Genomic DNA, 22,951 nt, shown 5'->3' with positions numbered 1-22,951 from the left:
CGGTGGGCATAAATGCCCGCCGGGTATCACGCACTGTGATTGATACTCGCCACCGCCGTAGCGCTGCTGCCTTCCGGAATCGGCAACCAGGCACGAATCCGCAATCCGCCCCGGTCGCTGTCACCAATCTCCAGCGAGCCTTCATGCGCATCAATAATACGCTGCACAATCGCCAAACCGAGACCGGTGCCGCTGGTACTGCGCGCGCTGTCGCCGCGCACAAACGGCTGGAACAGATGCTGTAGCTGATCCGGCTTGATGCCCGGACCATCATCTTCCACCTGGAACCACGCGCGGTTCAGCTCCTTGCCGCTGCTGACCTTAATCCATCCATTGCCATAACGCGCCGCGTTGACCACCAGATTCGCCAGCGCGCGCTTGATCGACAGCGGGTTGATATCCAGCATCAAATCCTCGGACATCACCGCGTTCTCAATCTCGCGCTCGTAGCCGCTCTCTGCCGCCACCACTTCGCCCAGCACGCTGTTGAGGTCGGCGCGCTCGGTCTGCATCTCCTGACCGGTACGCAGATAGTCGATGAACTGCTCGATAATCGCGTTGCACTCTTCGATATCTTTGTTGATCGACTCCGCCAGATAACCATCCTGCTCGCCCATCATCTCAGTAGCGAGACGAATGCGCGTCAGCGGCGTACGCAAATCGTGGCTGACACCCGCCATTAACAAGGTACGATCGTCGGCCAACTGCTTCACACCGGCCGCCATTTGGTTAAACGCCCGCGTCACCGAACGCACTTCCGACGCGCCGTATTCACGCAGCGGCGGTGGAATGATGCCTTTACCGACCTGCAACGCCGCATGCTCCAGATCCACCAGGGGTCGGTTCTGGATGCGGATAAACAGCCAGGCGCCGCCAATCGCCAGCAGCATAATCGCCAGCGTGTAGCGGAACAGCGGTGAGAAGTCGCCCTGATGGATTTCGGTGAGCGGCACGCGCACCCAGATATCCGGCGACAGCCAGGTTTTCAGCCACACCACCGGCGAGTTTTTATTCACCTCGACACGGACATCGGTAGGACCGCCCAGCTGCTGGCCCATCTGCTCACTGAGGAATTCGTAATGTTGCGCCCAGCGCAAACCGCTCTCTTCCGCCGCCGCGTTGGTATACAACGAGATGCCCAGCTCACGATAAATTTCGCGTCGGAAGGCCGGTGGCACTTCCAACTGCGTTCCGTCTTCCAGCTGCAGCCGATCGGTCATCAACATACGCACTTCGTACGCGAGGACCTTATTGAACTGCTGCAAGCTGGGAAGAATGGCGAAATTGAGCACCACCAAATAGGTTGTTACCAGGCTGACGAACAGCAAGGTAACAATCAATAACAAGGTGCGGGCAAACGAACTGCGGGGTGAGAAGCGCAATCGCCTCATGCTTTGCTGCCGTCCGGAACGAATACGTAGCCAAGACCCCAAACGGTCTGAATGTAACGTGGATGCGCCGGATCTTCTTCCACCATGCGGCGCAGACGCGAGATCTGCACGTCGATGGAGCGTTCCATGGCGCTGTATTCACGGCCACGCGCCAGGTTCATCAGCTTATCGCGTGACAGCGGCTCACGCGGATGGCTCACCAGCGCTTTCAGCACGGCAAACTCACCGCTGGTCAGCGGCATTGGCTCATCTTCACGAAACATCTCGCGGGTGCCGAGGTTCAGCTTGAACTTACCGAAGGCGATAACCGCTTCTTCCTGCGAAGGCGCGCCCGGCAACTCATTGGCCTGACGACGCAATACGGCACGAATACGCGCCAGCAGTTCGCGCGGGTTAAACGGTTTTGGAATGTAGTCATCCGCACCGATTTCCAGACCGACGATGCGATCCACTTCTTCGCCTTTCGCGGTGACCATGATGATCGGCATCGGGTTGCTTTGACTGCGCAAACGGCGGCAGATAGACAAACCATCTTCGCCCGGCAGCATCAAGTCGAGCACCATCAAGTGGAAGGATTCGCGGGTTAACAGTCGGTCCATTTGCTCGGCGTTGGCAACGCTACGCACCTGAAAGCCCTGCTCGGTGAGATAGCGCTCCAGCAACGCACGCAAACGCATATCATCATCGACGACCAGAATTTTGTAGTTCTCTTGCATGTTCAACTCCCAAAGGCGCCATTGCCTGAGCCAATATTGTTAAAAAAAGAGGCCTCAGTGTGACAGTCATTAATGGTTTATATTCTAGCCGAAATTGTTACAAAGCATATTAAACAGCAGCTTATATTTATTTTTGACCCTGAAATGCGCTTCGCTTCGCGTTTTTTATCTGTGCTTTCAAGCCGCTTAGCGCTTATCTGAAAATTTGGCGCATTTTCTTTCTGTTACTGGTTCATGACAAAAAATCCCGCCGCCAGAGAGGCGTTCAGGGCGATTTGACTTAAGGTGATGGTGAAGAATAGGCCTGAGTTGCAGTGATGGCAGCATAAAATAGGGCATTTCTCTTGCGGAATGCGCATCTGTTTTCGGAACAATTCCCGAGCGATGAAAAACAAGGCCAGTGTTGAATTAATTCCTACAAATCAATCAGTAATCTCCTCTTTCCTCGCTTCTCTCGATCTCCGACACTGGATTCGTACCTGTTGTTATTGAGTTCATGTGGAGAGAGAAAAATGAAAAAAACGGTAATTCTGCTGGGCGCACTGGTACTGACCAGCTTCACTCAGGTTCAGGCGGCCACCAGCGCGGGCGAAGCGGCTGGCGCGCAGGCATCCACGACGGCGAAGGGTAACTCTGACGCGATTGGTGTTGGCGCTGTAGGCGCGCTGCTGGGCGTGGCGCTGGCGACCATGGGCGGCGGCGACAAAGGTGGCAGCGGTACCTCAACCACCACCGCGACCCAGGCCGGTAAATAACGCATCACGGCCGTTCCGTTAATCTCTGCCATTTAATACCGCACATTTCGTCGCGGCGCGATTTATCGCGCAGTCAATTGCGCCGCGACGATGTGTGCGTTTTGCGAAAGAGTGTTGAGTACTACACCAACGGCGATTGCGCTTTCTTAAGGCGTCTCTTTCACATAATCGATGCTGTTCACAAACCACAACTTCTGCCCTTCCGGCGTGTTGACCACCACTTCGTCATCCACTTCTTTCTTGATCAGCGCGCGCGCCATCGGCGAGTCGATCGAGATGTACTCTTTCATCGTCTCGCCATAAATTTCATCCGGGCCAACAATGCGGAAACGCTTCACGTCGCCCTGCTCATTCTCCACTTGCACCCAAGCACCGAAAAACACTTTGCCCTCCTGCTGCGGCGCGTAATCGACGATTTTCAGATCGGCGAGGCATTTGCGCAGATAGCGCACCCGGCGATCGATCTGGCGCAGCAGACGCTTGTTGTAGGTGTAATCCGCGTTTTCCGAACGATCGCCGAGGCTGGCCGCCCAGGAGACGATTTTGGTGACTTCGGGACGCTTTTCATTCCACAAATGGTCGTGTTCGGCACGCAGCTTGTTATAGCCTTCGCGGGTAATCAGTTGGGTTTTCATGACTTCAACTCGTGGTGACGGCGGTTCTTCGCAGCAAAGAGGCTAACAATAAGCGACCGATTGACCATCAGCAAGATTGCGCGCGCTGCATTCAGAAAAAGACGGATTCACGGGCCACCGGCTGGCAATTTTCGGCCTCATTCCGTATAACTGTCCGCTATTTCCAACCCTGTGTAAGCATTGTTAATGATGATGAAAGATTCACTGAGCCAGATTATCGCAGGTGAGCTGAAGGCACGCGCCGACCAGGTTGATGCTGCCGTTCGCTTACTTGATGAAGGGAACACCGTGCCGTTTATCGCACGTTATCGTAAGGAAGTGACCGGCGGACTCGACGACACCCAGCTGCGTTTGCTGGAGAGCCGTCTGAGTTACCTGCGCGAGCTGGACGATCGTCGCCAGTCGATTCTGAAATCCATCGACGAACAGGGCAAACTCACGCCTGAACTCGCCACCGCCATCAACAGCACGCTGAACAAAACCGAGCTGGAAGACCTTTACCTGCCGTACAAACAGAAGCGTCGCACGCGCGGACAGATCGCTATTGAAGCCGGTCTGGAACCGCTGGCCGATACGCTGTGGCAGGACCCATCGCAGGATCCCGAGCAGCTGGCCGCCAGCTACGTTGATGCCGACAAAGGTGTCGCCGACGTGCGCGCTGCGCTGGATGGCGCGCGCTACATCCTGATGGAGCGCTTTGCCGAAGACGCCACGCTGCTGGCGAAAGTGCGTGAATATCTGTGGAAGAACGCGCATGTGGTTTCGCGCGTGGTGGAAGGTAAAGAGGAAGAAGGCGCGAAATTCCGCGACTACTTCGATCATCACGAAGCGCTGAGCGGCGTCCCGTCGCACCGTGCGCTGGCGATGTTCCGCGGCCGCAATGAAGGCGTGCTGCAGCTGTCGCTGAATGCCGATCCGCAGTTCGATGAAGCCCCGCGTGAAAGCTATGGCGAAACGCTGATCGCCGAACACCTCAAGCTGCGCCTGAATAACGCGCCAGCGGATAGCTGGCGTAAAGCGGTGGTGAGCTGGACCTGGCGCATCAAAGTGCTGCTGCACCTCGAAACTGAATTGATGGGCACCCTTCGTGAACGCGCCGAAGATGAAGCCATCAACGTATTTGCCCGTAACCTGCACGATCTGCTGATGGCCGCGCCTGCGGGCATGCGCGCCACCATGGGCCTCGATCCAGGCTTACGTACCGGCGTGAAAGTTGCGGTGGTAGATGCCACCGGCAAGCTGGTCGCCACTGATACCATTTATCCGCACACCGGCCAGGCGGCGAAAGCGGCCACGGCTGTGGCGGCGCTGTGCGCCAAACATCAGGTTGAACTGGTGGCGATTGGTAACGGTACCGCCTCGCGCGAAACCGAGCGCTTCTTCCTCGACGTGCAGAAGCAGTTCCCGCAAATCAACGCGCAGAAAGTGATCGTCAGCGAAGCCGGTGCATCGGTCTATTCGGCTTCTGAGCTGGCGGCGCTGGAGTTCCCGGATCTCGACGTTTCCATCCGTGGCGCGGTTTCCATCGCGCGTCGCCTGCAGGACCCGCTCGCCGAGCTAGTGAAGATCGATCCGAAATCGATCGGCGTAGGCCAATATCAGCACGACGTCAGCCAAAGCCAGCTGGCGAAGAAGCTGGATGCGGTAGTGGAAGACTGCGTAAACGCCGTGGGTGTCGATCTCAACACCGCGTCTGTGGCGCTACTGACCCGCGTGGCCGGTTTAACCCGCATGATGGCGCAGAATATTGTTAGCTGGCGCGATGAAAATGGCCGCTTCCAGAACCGTCAGCAACTGCTGAAGGTGAGCCGCCTCGGGCCGAAAGCCTTTGAGCAGTGCGCGGGCTTCCTGCGCATCAACCACGGCGATAACCCGCTGGATGCCTCAACCGTGCACCCGGAAGCTTATCCGCTGGTCGAGCGCATTCTGGCCGCCACCGAGCAGGCGCTGAATGAGCTAATGGGCAATGCTGGCGGTCTGCGCGATCTGAATGCCCGCGACTTTACCGATGAGCGCTTTGGCTTGCCAACGGTCACAGACATCATCAAAGAGCTGGAAAAACCGGGCCGCGATCCACGTCCGGAGTTTAAAACCGCGCAATTTGCTGAAGGCGTGGAAACGCTCAACGATCTGCTGCCGGGCATGGTGCTGGAAGGCGCCGTCACCAACGTCACCAACTTCGGTGCTTTCGTCGATATCGGCGTGCATCAGGATGGTTTGGTGCACATCTCTTCCCTTTCCGACAAGTTCGTTGAAGATCCCCATCAGGTGGTGAAAGCCGGCGATATCGTCAAAGTGAAGGTAATGGAAGTGGATATGCAGCGTAAGCGTATTGCGCTCACCATGCGTCTGGACGAGCAGCCTGGTGAAAGCAATGCCCGCGGCAGCAACCGCAGCGCAGGCAAAGAAAACGCCCGCCCGGCGGCCAATAACAAAGGTCGCGGCAAACCTGCCAGCTCGTCTGCCGGCAACAGCGCGATGGGCGATGCGCTCGCCGCGGCATTCGGTAAAAAACGCTAAGTTCCTGCCGTAAATAACGCGCAGAGAAACCCTCGTCTCTGCGCGTATCAGCTTGATAAATCTCCTCATCCAACTACGCTGAAAAAATAACCTTCCGCGTGGCCCAGCGATCCATGGATATTATCAACGCCTTAATCGATGAGATTTATCACGGCAGCTTTCCGGTCGCGGCGCGTGAACGCCTGCTTTCACACATTCGTGCCGCGCGCGATACGGTAAAACTGCCGCGCAAGGCGCATTGGGATGAGAAAGATGTGGTGCTGATTACCTATGCCGATCAGTTCCGCGAACCCGAACAGCCAACCCTCGCCAGCTTCTCGCGTTTTTATCAGCAGCATCTGCAATCCACTTTCAGTCTGGTGCATCTGTTGCCGTTTTTTCCCTACTCTTCCGACGATGGCTTCTCGGTTATCGACTATCACCAGGTCAATCCGATCTGCGGCGACTGGCAGCACATCAGCGCGCTGCACAGCGAAACGCGGCTGATGTTTGATTTTGTCTGCAACCATATGTCGGCGCACAGCCGCTGGTTTCAACACTTTCTGGGGCAGGATCCGGGTTGGGATGATTTCTTTATCAGCATGCCGCCGGCGACCGATCTCAGCGCGGTGACGCGTCCACGCACCTCGCCGCTGCTCACACCGTTTGCGATGGCCGACGGCGAGACGCGCTATATCTGGACCACCTTCAGCGCCGACCAGATCGACCTCAACTTTGGCAATCCGGAAGTGCTGATTCGCATGGTCGATGTGCTGCTCGACTACCTGAACAAAGGCGCGGATTATGTGCGGCTCGACGCGGTGGGCTACATGTGGAAAACGCCGGGCACCAACTGCATTCACCTGCCGAAAACGCATCAGCTGGTGAAGCTGTTTCGCGCCATCGCCAATGAAGTGGCGCCCGGTACGGTGATCGTCACCGAAACCAACGTGCCGCACAAAGACAACATCAGCTATTTCGGTAACGGCAAAGATGAAGCGCAAATGGTGTATCAGTTTTCGCTGCCGCCGCTGGTGCTGCACGCCATTCATTCCGGATCGGCGCGTGCGCTGCGTCAATGGGCCAGCACGCTGGATTTAGGCGGCGGCACCACCACTTTCTTTAACTTTCTCGCCTCGCACGACGGCATTGGACTCAATCCGGCGCGCGGCATTTTGTCGGAAGTGGAGATTGTGGCGCTGGTGCGTGATTTAGCGCTGGAAGGCGCGCTGGTCTCCTACAAGAACAATGCCGATGGCACCACCAGCCCTTACGAAATCAATGTCACCTATTTCGATGCGCTCAATCAGCAGGACGACGACGATGACACGCGTTTGCGCCGCTTCCTGCTGGCGCACGCGATTCTGCTGTCGTTTCCTGGCGTACCGGCGATCTACATTCAAAGTATTCTTGGCTCGCGCAACGATAATGAAGGCGTGCGCGCCGCCGGTCATAACCGTGCCATCAACCGGGAGAAGTACAGCCTGCGTGAAATGGAACAGTGGATCAGCGGCGGCAACCCGCTGCGCCAACAGGTGTATGAACGCCTGAGCGCGCTGATTCAACTGCGCACGCGGCAGCCCGCGTTTCATCCCGATAATCCGATGACGCTGCTGGAAAGCGAAAATAGCCTGCTGGTGTTGCGTCGCCATCAGCCGGATAGCGATGAGGGTTTGCTGTGTGTGTTTAATCTCAGCCGTCATGAGGTGACGACACAGTTACCGCTGGCGCGGCATATGCAGGATGTGATTAGCGGTGAGAAGCTGGATGGCAGCCAGCCCTTAACGCTGGCTGCGTGGCAGTTTATGTGGCTGCGGTAAACGTCATGATCAGCTGCGTAAATTCATCGGGGTGAGAAATGAAAGGCGCATGCGCGGCTTTCTCCATCACCACCGAGGATGAAGCTGGCCAGCGTGAATCCAGTTCTTCTGCGACACGACGCGGCACCAGCCCATCGAGATAGCCGTAGATACGCAGGAACGGCAGCGGCAGATCGTCGAGCGCGGCACGCAAATCGTCCTGACGCAGAATCTCCAATCCCCCTTCCAGCACTTCAACCGACGGCATCGGCTGCGATAACACCACCTCTTTCAACTGACGCGCATCCTGTCGCGCGTTCTCCGTGCCCATAGTTTGCAGCGCCAGAAAGCGCTCCACGGTGCGCTGGAAATCGGTGCTCAACTGCTGCTGAAAATTTTGCAGCGTTTCGGGCTTGATGCCCGGCCATTGATCACGCGCGGTAAAACACGGCGATGAGGCAACGGTGATCAGCGCTGCAACGCGCTCCGGCTGGGTTAACGCCAGCTGGCTGGCCACCAATCCACCCAGCGACCAGCCGAGCAGCACCGCGCGATCGGGTAACTGCGGCAACAGCTGTTGCGCCATTTCCACTAAGGTCAGCGGCGCAAAACCCTGGCTGCGGCCAAAGCCCGGCAGATCCACCAGATGCAGGCGAAAATGCGAGCTGAGTCGCGAAACGATGTTTTGCCACACTTCGGCGTTCAAACCCCAGCCGTGCAGCAGCACAAGATCGCGATCGCCCGTGCCTGTGGTGTGCCAGTAAAGCGAACTCATCGGTTACACTCCGGAAAAGTGATAAGGAGGTCGCTATGCTACCAATCCCGGCCCTGTGTTGGCTATGCCGCCTGCCGTTGCAGATTGCCAGCCACGGTTTGTGCAGCCGCTGCGTGCAGCAAATTCCGCGGCTACCGGCACTCTGTCCCTGCTGCGGTTTACCGGCCAGTGGAATGCAGCCCTGCGGGCGCTGCCTGCGCCGCCCGCCGCCGTGGCAGAGCCTGAGCTGCGTCAGCGATTACCTGCCGCCGCTGAGCGATTGGGTGCAGCAGTTGAAGTTTTCTCGCGTAACCGCACTCAGAGTGATGCTGGCGCGGCTGATTTTGTTAAAATTGTTAACAATGCGTCGTGATTACCGGCTGCCGCGTGTAGATTTGGTGCTGAGCGTACCGCTGCATCGTCGGCGCGCCTGGCAACGCGGCTACAATCAGGCGGCGCTGCTAGCAAAACCGCTGGCTCGCTGGCTGGGCTGTGAATATTGCGAAGCGGTAAAGCGGGTGCGACAGGGCGCAGTTCAGCATTCATTGAGCGCCAGCGCGCGCAAAAAGAACCTGCGCGGCGCGTTTCGCCTTGAAATGCCGGTGCACGGACGCCATATCCTGCTTATCGACGATGTTGTGACGACCGGAAGTACCGTGGCGGAAATTAGCCGCATCCTGCTGGCGCAAGGCGCGGCCAGCGTACACATTGGTTGCCTGTGCCGTACCTTGTAGAGCGTCGGTGTTGGGCGTATTATAACCAAGTAATTTAGTCAACTATTGAGCAATCGCCATGATCGTTATTACTGATGCTGCGCAAGAGCACTTCTCAAAATTGCTGTCCAAACAAGAAGATGGCACTCAGATTCGCGTATTCGTCATTAATCCGGGTACGCCAACCGCAGAATGCGGTGTTTCTTACTGCCCACCCGATGCAGTAGAAGCGACTGATACCGAATTTAAGTTCGAAAAACTGTCAGCCTTTGTTGATGAGCTGAGCGCACCGTACCTCGATGACGCGGAAATCGACTTTGTTACCGACAACCTCGGTTCGCAGCTGACGCTGAAAGCGCCTAACGCCAAAATGCGGAAAGTCTCTGACGATGCGCCAATGGTGGAACGCGTGGAATATCTGCTGCAAGCGCAGATTAACCCGCAGCTGGCTGGCCACGGCGGTCGCGTATCGCTGATGGAAATCACCGATGACGGCATCGCCATTCTGCAATTCGGCGGCGGCTGTAACGGTTGTTCGATGATCGACGTCACGCTGAAAGATGGCATCGAGAAAGAGCTGCTGGCAGCCTTCCCTGAGCTGAAAGGCGTGCGCGATTTGACCGAGCACCAGCGCGGCGAGCACTCGTACTACTGATTAAGCACGCGGCAGCGACCCGACGCTGCCGCGCGTTCTTCAACGCTTCCTGCGCCCGGTATTCACCGCATTCAATAAGCCCGGCACGTTTCCTCTAAACATCTTTTCGATTGTGACGCTTAACTTGCGCCGCCAGTTTGGATATTCATCTACCGTACCCGGCACGTTGACCGGTGAAGTCATAGCAAGCCAGTCTTCAGGTTGCAGCCCCAGCAATGCGCTGTTAGTGCGCGCCAGATAGCGGTGGAAGCCGCGATTGAGCACCGGTGTGAAGGACAATCGGCTGGCAACGGTACCGTGGCGCGCAGGCAACGTATTCATCTGATGCAGCGCATCCAATAGCGCCTGTTTTTGTTTATCCCTTTGCCTTAGCAATGACATGTATACGCTCTCCTGGTACAAGCCCAGTTTGTGACCCAGAAAAAGATCCTCATACCCCCAGAATCCCGCCAACGTCGGCAAATCATGGGTACTGGCGCTGGCAATCGACTGCACGGGATACTCTTGCGGCTGACGATAGCTGCCATCGCCGTGCTGCTCGAAGAACAACACTTTCCACGAGAAAATGCCGCTTTTGCGCAGCAGGCTGACGATCTCTTTTGGCACCGTGCCGAGATCTTCGCCAATGACCATGCAGCGATGGCGCTGACTCTCCAGCGCAAGGATCGCTAGCAGATCCTCAACCGGATAGGCCACGTAAGCGCCTTTATCCGCGCTTTCGCCGTAGGGAATCCACCACAAGCGCAGCAGCGCCATCACGTGATCGATACGCAAAGCGCCGCAGTCACGCATATTGGCGCGCAGCAGGTCGATAAAAGGCTGATAGCCGCGCGCGCGCATCACATGTGGATCGAGCGGCGGCAAACACCAGTTTTGCCCCTGTGGACCGAGGCGATCCGGCGGCGCACCGACGGAAGCGCCGAGTTTATACAGTTCCGGATCCTGCCAGGTTTCCGCGCTGCCCTGCGCTACGCCGACCGCTAAGTCGCGATATAATCCCACTTCCATGCCAAGCTGCTGGCTAATTTGACAGCAGATGGCAAACTGCTCTTGCGCCACCCACTGCAACCAACTCCAGAACTGAATCTCCTCTTCGTGTTCCGCACACCATTGCTGCACCTCCGGCAGCAAAGCGTTGCGCCAGCCTTCCGGCCAGTTGGTCCAACCCCATTCATCAGGATGCTGCTGGCTGCGTTCGGCGAGAATGCCATCAAACGCCGCCTGATAACGCAGATGGTCGCCGCCCTCAACGATAAATTGCTGGAATCCGGCATCTTCAGCGGCGCGCGGCTGAAAGCGTTGCCAGGCAAAGCGCAGCGCGGCCAATTTCAGTTTGGCCACCGCGCTGTAATCGACAAACTCAGCCGCGCGCGCCTGATCCAGCGCTTTGCGTGTTTTCGCCCTTTGCCACCAACGCTGCGCTGCCTCGCTACGCTGAAAATCCTCCAGCCGATTAACGTCGATATACAGCACGTTGAGCCAGCGACGCGAGGTTGGGCTGTAAGGACTGGCATGTTCTGGCTGTGCAGGATAAAGCGCATGCAAAGGATTAAGGCCAACGAAGTCACCGCCATTATTGGCAACGTTCTCCAGCATTTGCGCCAAATCGCCGAAGTCACCGATGCCCCAATTGTCATCCGATCGCAGCGTGTAAAGCTGTACTAACGCGCCCCACAGTTTCTCTCCTTGCTCGACTGATGCCGGGATAAAACAGCGGCGTGGCGCAATGATGATGCGGGTTTGCCACTGCTGGCGACCTTTGCGCAGCGTGAGCTGGTGATAACCTTGTGACAGACGTGGCGGCAGTGTGAGCGGTTCTCCGCCCTGCACTTCGCCGCTGAAGCTTTTGCCCTGTTCGGTTTGTAGCTGCCAGGAAAAGGTGCCGCTGCCTTGTGGCGTCAGTTGGCGCTTGCTGCGAGCGGCAAATACCTGCACCGGCGGCAGTGGTGGCGCTTTACCGGTTGGCGTTTCCATGACTGCCAGCAACGCGCGTTTGGTCTCATCGCTGATGGTTTCCGGCTCGCCGTGCGCGTTAATAAAGCGCAGCGAAATGCCGGCATCCTGTGTCGCCTGGTCCAGCTTGTTGAGCGTCATCGTGTCTCCAAAATCATCTATCGTGTCTTTATCGGGCCGCCTGCCAAATCCGCTGCTGATAATCGCGAATTGAACGGTCAGAGCTGAAGCGGCCGGTGTGAGCGGTATTGAGGATCGCTGCGCGCGTCCAGGCGTCCGGATTTTTCCACAACGCTTCCACCTGCTGCTGCGCGGCGATGTAGGCATCAAAGTCGGCCAGCACCAGCCAGGGATCGCCATTTTTGGTCAGGCTTTGCAGCATCAAATCAAACGCATGCTTATCGCCGTCGCTGAACTTGCCCTTCTCCAGCTCCTTCAGCAAACCATCCAGATAAGGATTCTGTTTACGCAGCTTTTTCGGGCTGTAGCCTCCCGCCTTCAGCGCTTTCACCTCATCCACGCTGTTGCCGAAGATAAAGATATGCTTCGCGCCCACCGCTTCAGCAATCTCCACATTGGCGCCGTCCAGCGTGCCAATGGTGAGTGCGCCGTTCAGCGCCAGCTTCATATTGCCGGTGCCGGAAGCCTCATAACCGGCGGTGGAAATCTGCTCGGAGAGATCGGCGGCCGGAATCATCAGCTCTGCGGCGGTGATGCGGTAATCCGGGATAAACACCACTTTGAGGCGATCGCCGACGAGTGGATCGTTGTTGATCACCTCCGCCACTTTGTTGATGGCATAGATGATATTTTTGGCGAGGTAGTAGCCGGGCGCGGCTTTGGCGCCAAACAGGAACACGCGCGGCACGAAGTCGGGGTTATCCGGGTTGTCGCGCAGCTGGCGATAGCAGTGCAGCATATGCAGCAAACTGAGGTGCTGACGTTTGTACTCATGCAGTCGCTTAATCTGCACGTCAAACAGCGCATCCGGATTGATATCAATGCCGGTCACGCGCTTGACGTAGAGCGTCAGCCGCTGTTTGTTTTGCTGCTTGATGTCGCGAAACTGCTGACGAAACGCCTTCTTGCGGGCGAAAGGTGCCAGCCACGCCAGCGCATCGAGATCGTTGGCCCACTCAACCTGCAGGCTGTCATCGATCAGCGTCGCCAGCAGCGGATTACACTGTTTCAACCAGCGGCGCGGCGTGATGCCGTTGGTCACGTTATGGAATTTGTTTGGCCACAGCTGGTGATATTCCGGGAACAGATCTTTCACCACCAGCTCGGAGTGCAGCGCCGCCACGCCGTTGACGGCGAAACAGCTCACCACGCACAGATTCGCCATGCGCACCTGACCATCAGCCACCACCGCCAGCTTGTGCCAGATCGCTTTATCGTCTGGCCACCGTTGCTTCACCACCTTTTTCAGGCGGCGATTAATCTCGCGGATGATCAACATATGGCGCGGCAGCAGGTCGCGCACCAGCTTCTCATCCCAGCGCTCCAGCGCTTCCGGCATCAGCGTGTGATTGGTATACGCAAAAGTGCGGCTGGTGATATGCCACGCATCGTCCCAACTCAGTTGATGCTCATCCAGCAGCACGCGCAGCATCTCCGGGATGGCGATGGTGGGATGCGTGTCGTTAAGCTGGATCACTTCGAAATCAGGCAAAGTGCGAATGGCGCGCCCGGCGAGATGATGACGCCGCAGAATATCGCCCACCGCGCAGGCGCACTGGAAATACTGCTGCATCAGGCGCAGCCGCTTACCTTCGGCATGATTATCATTGGGATAGAGCACTTTGGTCAGCTTGTCGGCTGCAATGCCTTGCTGCTCAGCCTGCAGAAACTGGCCGTTGTTGAACGCGGTGAGATCGAACGGCTGCGCGCTGCTGGCTTTCCACAGGCGTAGCGGCAGCGTGATACCGTTGCGATAGCCCACCACCGGCAAATCCCAGGCTTCGCCTTTGAGGTGAATTTTAGGTCGCCAGCTGAGGCTGCCATCGTGGTTCTCTTTGACCTTGCCGCCGAGGCCTACCTGCACATCCAGCGCGGCGTTGTAGCGGAACCACGGATAGCGATCGCGCTGCCAGTCATCCGGCGCTTCCTGCTGCTGTCCGTCGGCAAACGTCTGACGAAACAGGCCGTATTGATAGTTGAGGCCGTGGCCCATCGCAGCCTGGCCGACGGTCGCCATCGAATCCATATAGCAGGCGGCCAAACGCCCCAATCCGCCGTTACCGAGTGCCGGATCCACCTCCTCTTCCAGCAGTTCGCTCAGCTCAACCTGATGTTCCGCCAGCGCGGCTTGCACTTCGTTATACCAGCCAAGATTGAGCAAATTGTTGCCGGTCAAACGCCCCAGCAGAAACTCCATCGACAGATAGTTGACGTGGCGCTGCCCGTGTTTGGCTGGCGCAGGTGGCTGCGTCGCCAGCATTTCTGCCAGCACGCGGCTCAGCGCTTGCCACCATTGCTGCGGTGTCATTTGCTGGGCGGAAGTGAGTCCGAGATGCTGCCATTGGCGGGTGAGCGCGGCGTCGAAACGTGTTTTATTGAATTTTTGCTGCGACATATCAATCCCTTCGAGTCCGTTAACGGTAAAGCCGGGCGAGCGCAAGAGGTGAATGGATAAGTAAAGCTGGGGGCGCAGAAAAAAGCGACAGGGAAATGCAGGTGCGGTGAAAAAAATCGGTGCTGATTTTTGTAGCGGCGCGATTTATCGCGCAATAAATTGCGCCGCTACGGCATTAGCAAAGTTCGAGGTGAACTTCGTGCTGTTCAATCACTTTCAGCACGCTGGCCGGCGGGCTTTGATCGGTATACATGTAATCAATCAGGCTCATATTGCCGAGGTTGACCATCGCATTACGGCCAAACTTGGAGTGATCCACCACCAGCATCACGCAGCGCGAGTTTTCGATGATGGCGCGTTTGGTGCGCACTTCGTGATAATCGAACTCCAGCAGCGAACCATCCATATCAATGCCGCTGATGCCGAGAATGCCGTAATCGAGGCGAAACTGCGAAATGAAGTCCAGCGTCGCTTCGCCCATGATGCCGCCATCGCGCGTGCGCACTTCGCCGCCGGCGATAATCACGCGGAAATCAGGTTTCGCCATCAGCAGAATCGCCACGTTGAGGTTGTTGGTGACGACGCGCAGATTATTGTGATTGAGCAGCGCATGCGCCACCGCTTCCGGCGTGGTGCCGATATCAATAAACAGCGTGGCGCCATCAGGGATCTGGCTCGCCACGCGCTCGGCGATACGCGCTTTCTCCGCCGACCACATCATTTTACGATCCTGCCATGCGGTATTTTCTGAGCTGGACGGCAGCGCCGCCCCGCCGTGATGGCGCATGATTTTGTTCTGATCGGCCAGGTCGTTCAGGTCACGCCGAATGGTTTGCGGGCTGACTTCAAAGTGATCCACCAGCTCTTCGGTACTGACATATCCCTGACGCCGGACCAGATCGATAATGGCGTCATGACGTTGCGTCTGCTTCACATCTCTCTCCTCGGCTCGTGGCCGCTTCTTTTATTGGTGCTGCTAACGACGCGTAATCTTACGCGTATCAACAAATGCCATCGCTAAACCCACCAGCAAGCCGGTGACGTGCGCGGCGTTGGCGATCGACAGACCAAATGCGCCGTACCAGCCAATCACCAACCATACGACCGCGAAGCCAATCAGGCCGCGCTCGAGATAAATACCACTTTCGGGATCGCGCTCGCCGCGCAGCCAGCAGTAACCCATCAACGCGTAAACCACGCCCGACAAGCCACCAAACAGCACGCCGCTGAACTTGGCCTGCATCCAGCCAGTTAGCAGCGCCGAGATCAGCATAATCACAAACAGCTTGCCGCTGCCGAGACGCTTCTCGACCGCACCGCCGAGATACCACCACCACATCAGGTTGAACAGGATATGCAGTAGCGAGAAGTGCAGCAGCGCATGGCTAAACCAGCGCCACACCTGGAAATATTGCGAGGAATCCGCCGGCCAAGCCAGCCACTCCAGCGCCACATCATCACCGACGATCTGCATCAGGATAAACACCGCGATGCAGGCGATCATGATGGCCATGGTGAGCGGACCTGCGCGTTCGCGAATGCTCGCCCAGATATTAGTGCGCTCGTAGCGCAAGCCACTTTCGGTGTTGCCGCTATGCCAGCTGGCCGCCTGATAGCGCGGATGGTTGGGATCGCGCACGAACTGCGCGAGTTCGTTTTCGACCCTCTCCAGCTTGCTTTCGTCATCCAACATAATGACAAAGTGGCTTTCGCGCTCAATGCGTAGCGTCACGCCGCGAGTCGCCATGTAGTCGACAAACGCCTGCGCCATGCGCGGATTATTGAACTGGGTAATGCGCATCATGCGGTGATCTCCTTCCTTATGCGATGGGCTCAGGCGTCGCCGAGGGCAACCTGCGCCGGGAATGCCGCGCGCCAGGCATCAAATCCGCCGTCAATGCTGTACGCCGCGCTGAATCCCTGGCCCAGCAGGAACTGCGCCGCGCCTTTGCTGCTGTTGCCGTGATAGCACATCACCAGCACCGGCAAAGCCTGATTAGCGTTGGCGATGAAATCCGCCAGATTATCGTTGTTCAGATGTTGCGCGCCCGCCGCGTGGCCCATCATAAAGCTCTGCGGATCACGGATATCCACCAGCTGCGCACCTTGTGCCAGATGCTCTTGCGCCTGCAGGACATTAATACACTCGAAGGTTTCCATGGTGTCTCTCATTACTTCATCACGATTAGCGCCTAGTTTAACCTGAGAACGCGCCGCGATAACCTGACAAGCCCTGTGGTTATGTGATTTTTTTCCTGTCGGAATGTTAGCTATATCACGCAAAAATGTTTTTATTCAGTTAACCGCTGGCGTAGATGTTGGTTTCCGATTATCATTACGCTCGAAAACGAACATTTTAGAACTATTCCGAACATCGGAGGAGATGACGTGGAAACCAAAGACCTGATCGTGATCGGCGGCGGCATTAACGGAGCCGGCATTGCAGTGGACGCTGCAGGACGCGGACTGTCGGTGCTGATGCTGGAGGCGCGGGATTTGGCCTGTGCAACCTCCTCCAACAGCTCGAAATTGATTCACGGCGGCCTACGCTACCTTGAACACTATGAATTCCGCCTGGTGGGCGAAGCGTTAGCAGAACGTGAAGTGCTGCTGAAAATGGCCCCGCACATCGCCTTCCCGATGCGCTTCCGTCTGCCGCACCGTCCGCATCTGCGTCCGGCGTGGATGATCCGCATGGGCCTGTTTATGTACGATCGCCTCGGCAAACGCACCACGCTGCCGGGTAGTAAGAGCCTGCGTTTTGGCGCGGATTCGGCCCTCAAGCCGGAGATCACGCGCGGATTCGAATATTCTGACTGCTGGGTTGATGATGCGCGCATGGTGGTGCTCAACGCGCAGGAAGTGGAAAAACAGGGCGGCGAAGTACGCACCCGCACGCGCGTGACCCGCGCCTGGCGTGAAGCCGGTTTGTGGATGGTGGAAGCCGAAGATATCGACAGCGGTAAAACCTACACCTGGCGCGCCAAAGGTCTGGTCAATGCGGCCGGTCCGTGGGTAAAAGAGTTCTTCGACGATGGTCTGAAGCTGAAATCGCCGTACGGCATTCGTCTGATCAAAGGCAGCCACATCGTGGTACCGCGCGTCCATCGCGAAAAGCAGGCGTATATCCTGCAAAACGAAGATAACCGTATCGTGTTTGTGATTCCGTGGATGGATGAGTTCTCCATCATCGGCACCACCGACGTGGAGTACAAAGGCGATCCGAAAGACGTGAAGATCGATGACAACGAAATCAGCTACCTGTTGAACGTGTTCAATGGACACTTCAAACAGCAGCTGAGCAAAGATGACATCGTCTGGACTTACTCGGGCGTACGTCCGCTGTGCGATGACGAATCGGATTCGCCGCAGGCCATCACCCGTGATTACACGCTGGATGTGCATGACGACAATGGCCAGGCGCCGTTGCTGTCCGTGTTCGGCGGCAAGCTGACCACCTATCGTAAGCTGGCGGAACATGCGCTGGAGAAACTGACCAAATACTACCCGAATATCGGCCCGGCGTGGACCAAAAACGCGGTATTGCCGGGCGGGGATTTCTCCGGTTCACGCGAGGATTACACCGCCAGCCTGCGTCGTCGCTATCCGTTTATCAGCGAAGGGATGGCGCGTCACTTTGCGCGGACTTACGGCAGCCGCACCGAAGAGCTGCTGGCAGGCGCGAAGAGCATCGATGATCTGGGTGAAAACTTCGGTCACGAGTTCTACGAAGCCGAGCTGCGTTACCTGGTGAAAAACGAATGGGTACGCGAGCTGGATGATGCGATTTGGCGTCGTACCAAACAAGGTATGTGGCTGAACGAAGCCGAGCAGGCGCGCATTGCCGAGTGGCTGGCGGTCAACGCACAGAAACCGGCGTTGTCGTTAGCGTCATAATCTCAGCCAATTAAAAGGCCGCTATCCTGATGGGATAACGGCCTTTTTTTATGGAAAACAGCGCGATAAATCGCGCCGTTACGAATGCGTGCACATCCCGTAGCGGCGCAATGCATTGCGCGCATTTGCCCTTACAACCCCGCATTCTCGCGGATGTATTTACGCGCTTTTACCGCATATTCGAACGGATTGGCCAGCGCCGGATCCTGCTCCGCTTCCACCACCATCCAGCCTTTATAGCCGTAATCATCGAGGATTTTGAACACCGGTTTAAAATCGATCACGCCATCGCCCGGCACGGTGAAAGTCCCCTTCTTCACGCCATCCAGGAACGACAGCGATTTCTCACGCACTTCGGCTACCACGCTGTCGCGCACATCTTTCAGATGCACGTGGAAAATACGCGGCAGATATTTGGTCAGCACATCCAGCATCGCCTGCTGTGAACCTTCGGAATAGTAGATGTGGCCAGTATCGTACAGCAGGCCAACATTCTCATTGGTCGATTCCATAAAGCGGTCAATCTCGGCTGGCGTCTGAATGCCGGTGCCCATGTGGTGGTGCAGCGTCAAACGCATGCCTTTTTTCGCGGCGATCTCTGCCAGCTCGTTGTAGCCTTCTGCGGTTAAGCGCCACTCTTCATCGCTGAAAATCGGCTTCTGCTCCAGCACCGCCAGCGTGGTGCCCTGAATACTTTTGCTCTGCTCGGAGCAACCAATCACGCGCGCGCCCATCGCATGCAGGAAGTTCATGTGATTGGTAAATCCGTCGATGGTTTTCGCTTTGTCGCCGTTGGCGAAGAAGGTGCTGAACCAAGCGTTGCAGATCTGAATGCCACGGATATCGAGCATCGGCTTGAGAATCGCCGGATCGCGCGGATATTTGCTGCCCACTTCGCTGCCGGTAAAGCCCGCGAGCGCCATTTCACTCACGGTTTGCTGGAAGGTGTTTTCGCTGCCCAGCTCTGGCATGTCGTCGTTAGTCCAGCCGATTGGCGCGATCGCCAGTTTAACGTTGTCTTTGTTCATGTTGTTGTCCCTGATTCACAGAGGCGGCCGCTGAGCCGCCGAGGAGTATTTAGCGCACAGCTCAGTTATTTGGCGTAGAAATCCGGACGCGGCGGCATGGTTACCGGCTCAATCGCACCGCTGTTCTGCGCTTTGTGGCAGGCATCGGCGGCCACGGAGGCAGCAAAACCATCCCAGGCAGAAGGTCCGGTCAGTTGGCCGTCTTTCACGTCATTAATAAACGCTTGCAGCTCAACGTCATAAGCATCAATGAAACGGTCTTTCCAGTCGGTCAGCAGCGGCACGCCGAGACGCGCGTTTTTGCGCGTTTGGATCGCCGAAGGCTCCGGCAGCTTAGCGATGCCCTCTTCGCCCACCACTTCACACTGAATGTCGTAGCCGTACGCGCAGTTAACGAAGATCTCCACATCAATGCGGATACCTTTCTGCGTTTCGAACAGCACGATCTGCGGATCTTTCAAATTGGCATGAGACTTCGACGTGGTGCGCGGGAACACCACCTGCACGGTTTTGTAGTCGTCTTCGGTCAGCCAGCGCAGCACGTCCAGCTCGTGAATCAGGGTGTTAGTGATCGCCATGTCGGTGGTGTAATTCTCGCCGACGCTCTGGTTGCGGTGCGCGCAGTGCAGCATCAGCGGTTCGCCGATTTCACCGTCAGTGATCACTTTTTTCAGCGCGCGATAGCCGGCATCGTACGGGCGCATAAAGCCCACTTGCACCAGACGTTTACCGTGTTTGATCTCGGCATCCACAATGCGACGGCAACCTTCAGCGCTCAGCGCCAGCGGCTTTTCACAGAACACCGGTTTGCCGGCCGCGATTGCCGCCAGCGTAAACTCTTCGTGGGTCGGATCCCAGGACGTCACCAGAATGGCATCGACTTCCGGTGAGTTGATCACCTGATGACCATCCTGATACACCTCGGCTTCGATATTCAGACGTTGCAGCGCCGCGCGCGCCCCTTCCACGTTGATATCAGAAACCGCCACCACTTTCGCACCCTGCAAAACGTTATTGCAGCGACGAATATGTTCCTGACCAATTGCACCGGTACCAATTACACCGAGTTTGAGCGTCATAATTACACCTGTAGAGTCGGATAAGTTAGGGTAAAACAAGGCCGGAGAGCTCCGGCCTAAAAGAGGTTTTAATACTTACGTGCTTGTTCGATGTGCACGTTAAGGTTGTCGGCCACTTCTTGCGTGCGCGTTGACGTAGAGGTTTGCGCCACGCCGACGTGCCACCAGCTGAAGTATTTGTGCACCATGGTTTTTGGCAGCACTTTGATGTCGAACAGCACGGAAACGGTCTGCTTCTGCGCATCGATCAGCGCGGCTTCCAGCTGTTCCAGCGTGGTGATGCGGTAGGTTTTGCAGCCGTAACCGCCGGCGATCGCCGCGAAGTCCACTGGCACAAAGCCGCCATCCAGCTTGCCGCCTTCCGGATTACGGAAGCGGAACTCGGTGGTGAAGCTGTCCATGCCGTGTTCCATCTGCAGGTTGTTGATACAACCGTTGGTCATGTTATCCAGCAGCACCACGTTGATTTTCGCCCCTTCCTGAATCGACGTGACCAGCTCGGAGTGCAGCATCATGAACGAACCGTCGCCAACCATGACGTAGACTTCACGCTGCGGCTGCGCCAGCTTCACACCCAGCGCGGCATTCACTTCATAACCCATACAGGAGTAGCCGTACTCAACGTGGTACGAGTTGTAATCTTTGGTGCGCCACACGCGCTGCAGGTCGCCCGGCAGACTGCCCGCTGCCGCGACGATCACCGCATCCTTTGGGAGCTGCTCGTTTAAGGTGCCCAGCACGCTGCTCTGCGTCAGCACCGATTTCGTCAGGCGCTCAAACTCGGCAAACAGCGCTTCGCGATCGGCGTGGTCGGCGATTTCCGGAATGAAATCGTCGGTGTTATAGGTGGCGGCATAGACGCGCTGCGTCTCTTTCAACAGCTTGCTTTGCGACAGCTCAATCTGGCCGCCCCAATGGTTTTCGAAACCTTGCAGCCCGCTTTCCAGCGCGGTTAAACCTTCACGCGCATCCGCCAGCAGCTGCACCGCATCCAGCTTGTAGCTGTCGAAGTTGCTGACGTTGAGGTTCAGATAGCTGACGTCCGGATTCTGGAAAATCCATTTCGACGCGGTGGTGAAGTCGGTGTAACGCGTACCGATACCAATCACCAGATCGGCCTCTTTCGCCAGTAGGTTGGCCGCCAGGCAGCCGGTTTCGCCCACGCCGCCGACATTGAGCGGGTGATCGGAAACGATGGTGCCTTTACCGGCCTGAGTTTCGGCAAACGGAATGTTGAAGCGCTCGGCAAATTTCAGCAGCGCATCCCCGGCATCAGAGTATTTCAGGCCGCCGCCGACAATGATCAGCGGCTTGTGTTTACGCGCAATCAGCGCCAGCGCATCTTCTAATTGCGCGGCAGTTGGCAAGCGGCGATCCAGACGATGCACACGTTTCTGGAAAAAGTATTCAGGGAAGTCCCAGGCTTCGCCCTGCACGTCCTGCGGCAGCGCAATCGTCACCGCGCCGGTTTCTGCCGGATCGGTCAACACGCGCAAGGCGTTGATGCAGGCAGTCATCAGCTGTTCCGGGCGGCTGACGCGATCCCAGTATTTGCTCACCGCGCGGAACGCGTCGTTGGTGCTGATGCTGAGATCGTGGCTCTGTTCAATCTGCTGCAATACCGGATCCGGTTGGCGCGTGGCAAATACATCGCCCGGCAGCAGCAGTAAAGGAATGCGGTTGGCGGTCGCGGTGGCAGCAGCGGTAATCATGTTGGCCGCGCCGGGACCGACCGATGAGGTACAGGCGATAATCTGACGACGCAGCGACTGCTTGGCAAAGCCAATGGCGGCGTGCGCCATGCCCTGCTCGTTACGGCCCTGATGCACCACCAGGTCGCCGCTGTCCTGCTCCAGCGCCTGTCCCAATCCCAGCACGTTGCCGTGACCGAAAATGGCAAAAATGCCTTTCACAAATTTGGTTTCAACGCCGTCAACGTTCAGGTATTGGTTATCAAGAAATTTTACCAGCGCCTGTGCCGTGGTGAGTCTGATTGTGCCCATATGCTTCTTCCTTTACATGCTGGTACCTGCGGCGAGGTACATCGCGGTTCGGGTAAAAACTGCCGTTCACGGCGCCCGCGGATTAAGTGAAACGTGAGGCGATTATAAACAAATATTTTTTTCATTAAACACGATTACAGAAGAAACATTTCATTTTGCGATGGAGATCAAATTCAGCAATGAAACGTGGGCTGCGCAAGCCGGGAAAGGGGGAAAAGTGGAACAGTAACAGGTCATTTGCAGGTCATAACGAAATTTCATTTCACTTCAGTAGCTTCCTTGATTCGCCAGCACTTTCCTGAGACCTGGCTCACAAGCCTGACTATCACTGAAACTCCCGACGATTCCAACGCCGCTTTGCGGCCTGGTCAGAGTTTTACCTGGCTCACAAAATCGTGATGGATGTTTCATTTCATATTGAATTTGGAATTTTTATTCCTCATACTGCGACCAAAGCCAATCAGGCACCTTGAGAACCCGGAAGCAAAGCGCTCGACGT

Annotated in this window: 18 protein-coding genes; 6 read left to right on the top strand and 12 right to left on the bottom strand. The window is 56.8% G+C overall.

All coding sequences use genetic code 11. The features are described 5' to 3' along the window. Positions 1 to 26: 26 nt before the first annotated feature. Both envZ and ompR read right to left on the bottom strand, forming a co-directional pair. Complete coding sequence (envZ, locus tag IB226_RS21700; protein ID WP_101762680.1) at positions 27 to 1,391, bottom strand: two-component system sensor histidine kinase EnvZ; 1,365 nt, start codon at positions 1,389 to 1,391, stop codon at positions 27 to 29. Continuing rightward, positions 1,388 to 2,107 carry a two-component system response regulator OmpR gene (gene ompR, locus IB226_RS21695; protein WP_001157751.1) on the bottom strand — a complete coding sequence of 240 codons (720 nt, stop codon included), beginning with the start codon at positions 2,105 to 2,107 and terminating at the stop codon, positions 1,388 to 1,390. The genes envZ and ompR overlap by 4 nt, the downstream gene beginning before the upstream one ends. Before the next feature lie 512 nt (positions 2,108 to 2,619). Between ompR and yjbE the strand changes: the two genes are divergently transcribed. Continuing rightward, positions 2,620 to 2,862: an exopolysaccharide production protein YjbE gene (gene yjbE, locus IB226_RS21690; protein ID WP_101762681.1), complete on the top strand. Its 243-nt coding sequence runs from the start codon at positions 2,620 to 2,622 to the stop codon at positions 2,860 to 2,862. Between the two features lie 146 nt (positions 2,863 to 3,008). Here yjbE and greB read toward each other — a convergent pair whose 3' ends face one another. Next, positions 3,009 to 3,497 (bottom strand): transcription elongation factor GreB, encoded by a 489-nt coding sequence (gene greB, locus IB226_RS21685; protein ID WP_101762682.1) that lies wholly within the window; start codon positions 3,495 to 3,497, stop codon positions 3,009 to 3,011. Between the two features lie 192 nt (positions 3,498 to 3,689). On the opposite strand from greB, the gene IB226_RS21680 reads away from it, so the two are divergent. Together IB226_RS21680 and IB226_RS21675 are read left to right on the top strand one after the other, a co-directional pair. Beyond that, on the top strand, positions 3,690 to 6,017 hold the full coding sequence (locus IB226_RS21680; protein WP_110867721.1) for a Tex family protein: 2,328 nt from the start codon (positions 3,690 to 3,692) through the stop codon (positions 6,015 to 6,017). Between the two features lie 113 nt (positions 6,018 to 6,130). Beyond that, the gene (locus IB226_RS21675; protein ID WP_192236973.1) at positions 6,131 to 7,816 is read left to right on the top strand and encodes an alpha-amylase family glycosyl hydrolase; all 1,686 of its coding nucleotides are present in this window, start codon (positions 6,131 to 6,133) and stop codon (positions 7,814 to 7,816) included. On the opposite strand, the gene bioH is transcribed toward IB226_RS21675, so the two are convergent. Continuing rightward, on the bottom strand, positions 7,800 to 8,570 hold the full coding sequence (gene bioH / locus IB226_RS21670; RefSeq protein WP_192236972.1) for a pimeloyl-ACP methyl ester esterase BioH: 771 nt from the start codon (positions 8,568 to 8,570) through the stop codon (positions 7,800 to 7,802). The two genes, IB226_RS21675 and bioH, sit on opposite strands and share 17 nt — an antisense overlap. 35 nt (positions 8,571 to 8,605) lie before the next feature. On the opposite strand from bioH, the gene gntX reads away from it, so the two are divergent. Further along, positions 8,606 to 9,283 carry a DNA utilization protein GntX gene (gntX, locus tag IB226_RS21665; RefSeq protein ID WP_192236971.1) on the top strand — a complete coding sequence of 226 codons (678 nt, stop codon included), beginning with the start codon at positions 8,606 to 8,608 and terminating at the stop codon, positions 9,281 to 9,283. Between the two features lie 58 nt (positions 9,284 to 9,341). Further along, positions 9,342 to 9,917, top strand: coding sequence for a Fe-S biogenesis protein NfuA (nfuA, locus tag IB226_RS21660; RefSeq protein WP_064741235.1), 576 nt, complete (start codon positions 9,342 to 9,344; stop codon positions 9,915 to 9,917). 39 nt (positions 9,918 to 9,956) lie between these two features. On the opposite strand, the gene malQ is transcribed toward nfuA, so the two are convergent. From malQ to glpE, 5 genes are all read right to left on the bottom strand, one after another. Then, positions 9,957 to 12,011 (bottom strand): 4-alpha-glucanotransferase, encoded by a 2,055-nt coding sequence (gene malQ, locus IB226_RS21655; protein ID WP_192236970.1) that lies wholly within the window; start codon positions 12,009 to 12,011, stop codon positions 9,957 to 9,959. Positions 12,012 to 12,039: 28 nt separating this feature from the next. Next, positions 12,040 to 14,445 (bottom strand): maltodextrin phosphorylase, encoded by a 2,406-nt coding sequence (malP, locus tag IB226_RS21650; protein ID WP_192236969.1) that lies wholly within the window; start codon positions 14,443 to 14,445, stop codon positions 12,040 to 12,042. Positions 14,446 to 14,620: 175 nt separating this feature from the next. Next, positions 14,621 to 15,379: a DeoR/GlpR family transcriptional regulator gene (locus IB226_RS21645; RefSeq protein ID WP_008107931.1), complete on the bottom strand. Its 759-nt coding sequence runs from the start codon at positions 15,377 to 15,379 to the stop codon at positions 14,621 to 14,623. Positions 15,380 to 15,421: 42 nt separating this feature from the next. Next, positions 15,422 to 16,246: a rhomboid family intramembrane serine protease GlpG gene (gene glpG / locus IB226_RS21640; protein WP_101762788.1), complete on the bottom strand. Its 825-nt coding sequence runs from the start codon at positions 16,244 to 16,246 to the stop codon at positions 15,422 to 15,424. Between the two features lie 32 nt (positions 16,247 to 16,278). Next, complete coding sequence (glpE, locus tag IB226_RS21635) at positions 16,279 to 16,605, bottom strand: thiosulfate sulfurtransferase GlpE (RefSeq protein ID WP_101762689.1); 327 nt, start codon at positions 16,603 to 16,605, stop codon at positions 16,279 to 16,281. A 228-nt stretch (positions 16,606 to 16,833) separates the two neighbouring features. Between glpE and glpD the strand changes: the two genes are divergently transcribed. After that, positions 16,834 to 18,342 (top strand): glycerol-3-phosphate dehydrogenase, encoded by a 1,509-nt coding sequence (gene glpD, locus IB226_RS21630; RefSeq protein ID WP_110867634.1) that lies wholly within the window; start codon positions 16,834 to 16,836, stop codon positions 18,340 to 18,342. A 131-nt stretch (positions 18,343 to 18,473) separates the two neighbouring features. On the opposite strand, the gene iolE is transcribed toward glpD, so the two are convergent. The 3 genes from iolE to iolD form a co-directional block, all read right to left on the bottom strand. After that, a complete protein-coding gene (gene iolE, locus IB226_RS21625) occupies positions 18,474 to 19,370 on the bottom strand; it encodes a myo-inosose-2 dehydratase (protein WP_192236968.1) in 897 nt (298 codons plus the stop codon). A 65-nt stretch (positions 19,371 to 19,435) separates the two neighbouring features. Next, positions 19,436 to 20,449 (bottom strand): Gfo/Idh/MocA family protein, encoded by a 1,014-nt coding sequence (locus IB226_RS21620; RefSeq protein WP_192236967.1) that lies wholly within the window; start codon positions 20,447 to 20,449, stop codon positions 19,436 to 19,438. Between the two features lie 68 nt (positions 20,450 to 20,517). Continuing rightward, positions 20,518 to 22,452: a 3D-(3,5/4)-trihydroxycyclohexane-1,2-dione acylhydrolase (decyclizing) gene (iolD, locus tag IB226_RS21615; RefSeq protein ID WP_192236966.1), complete on the bottom strand. Its 1,935-nt coding sequence runs from the start codon at positions 22,450 to 22,452 to the stop codon at positions 20,518 to 20,520. Positions 22,453 to 22,951 lie beyond the last annotated feature (499 nt).

Source organism: Pantoea sp. PNT03 (assembly GCF_014852515.1).
In the GTDB taxonomy this organism is placed as follows: domain Bacteria; phylum Pseudomonadota; class Gammaproteobacteria; order Enterobacterales; family Enterobacteriaceae; genus Pantoea; species Pantoea leporis.
The sequence above is the reverse complement of the archived record's forward strand: the minus strand, read 5'-3'. Positions and strand labels throughout refer to the sequence as shown.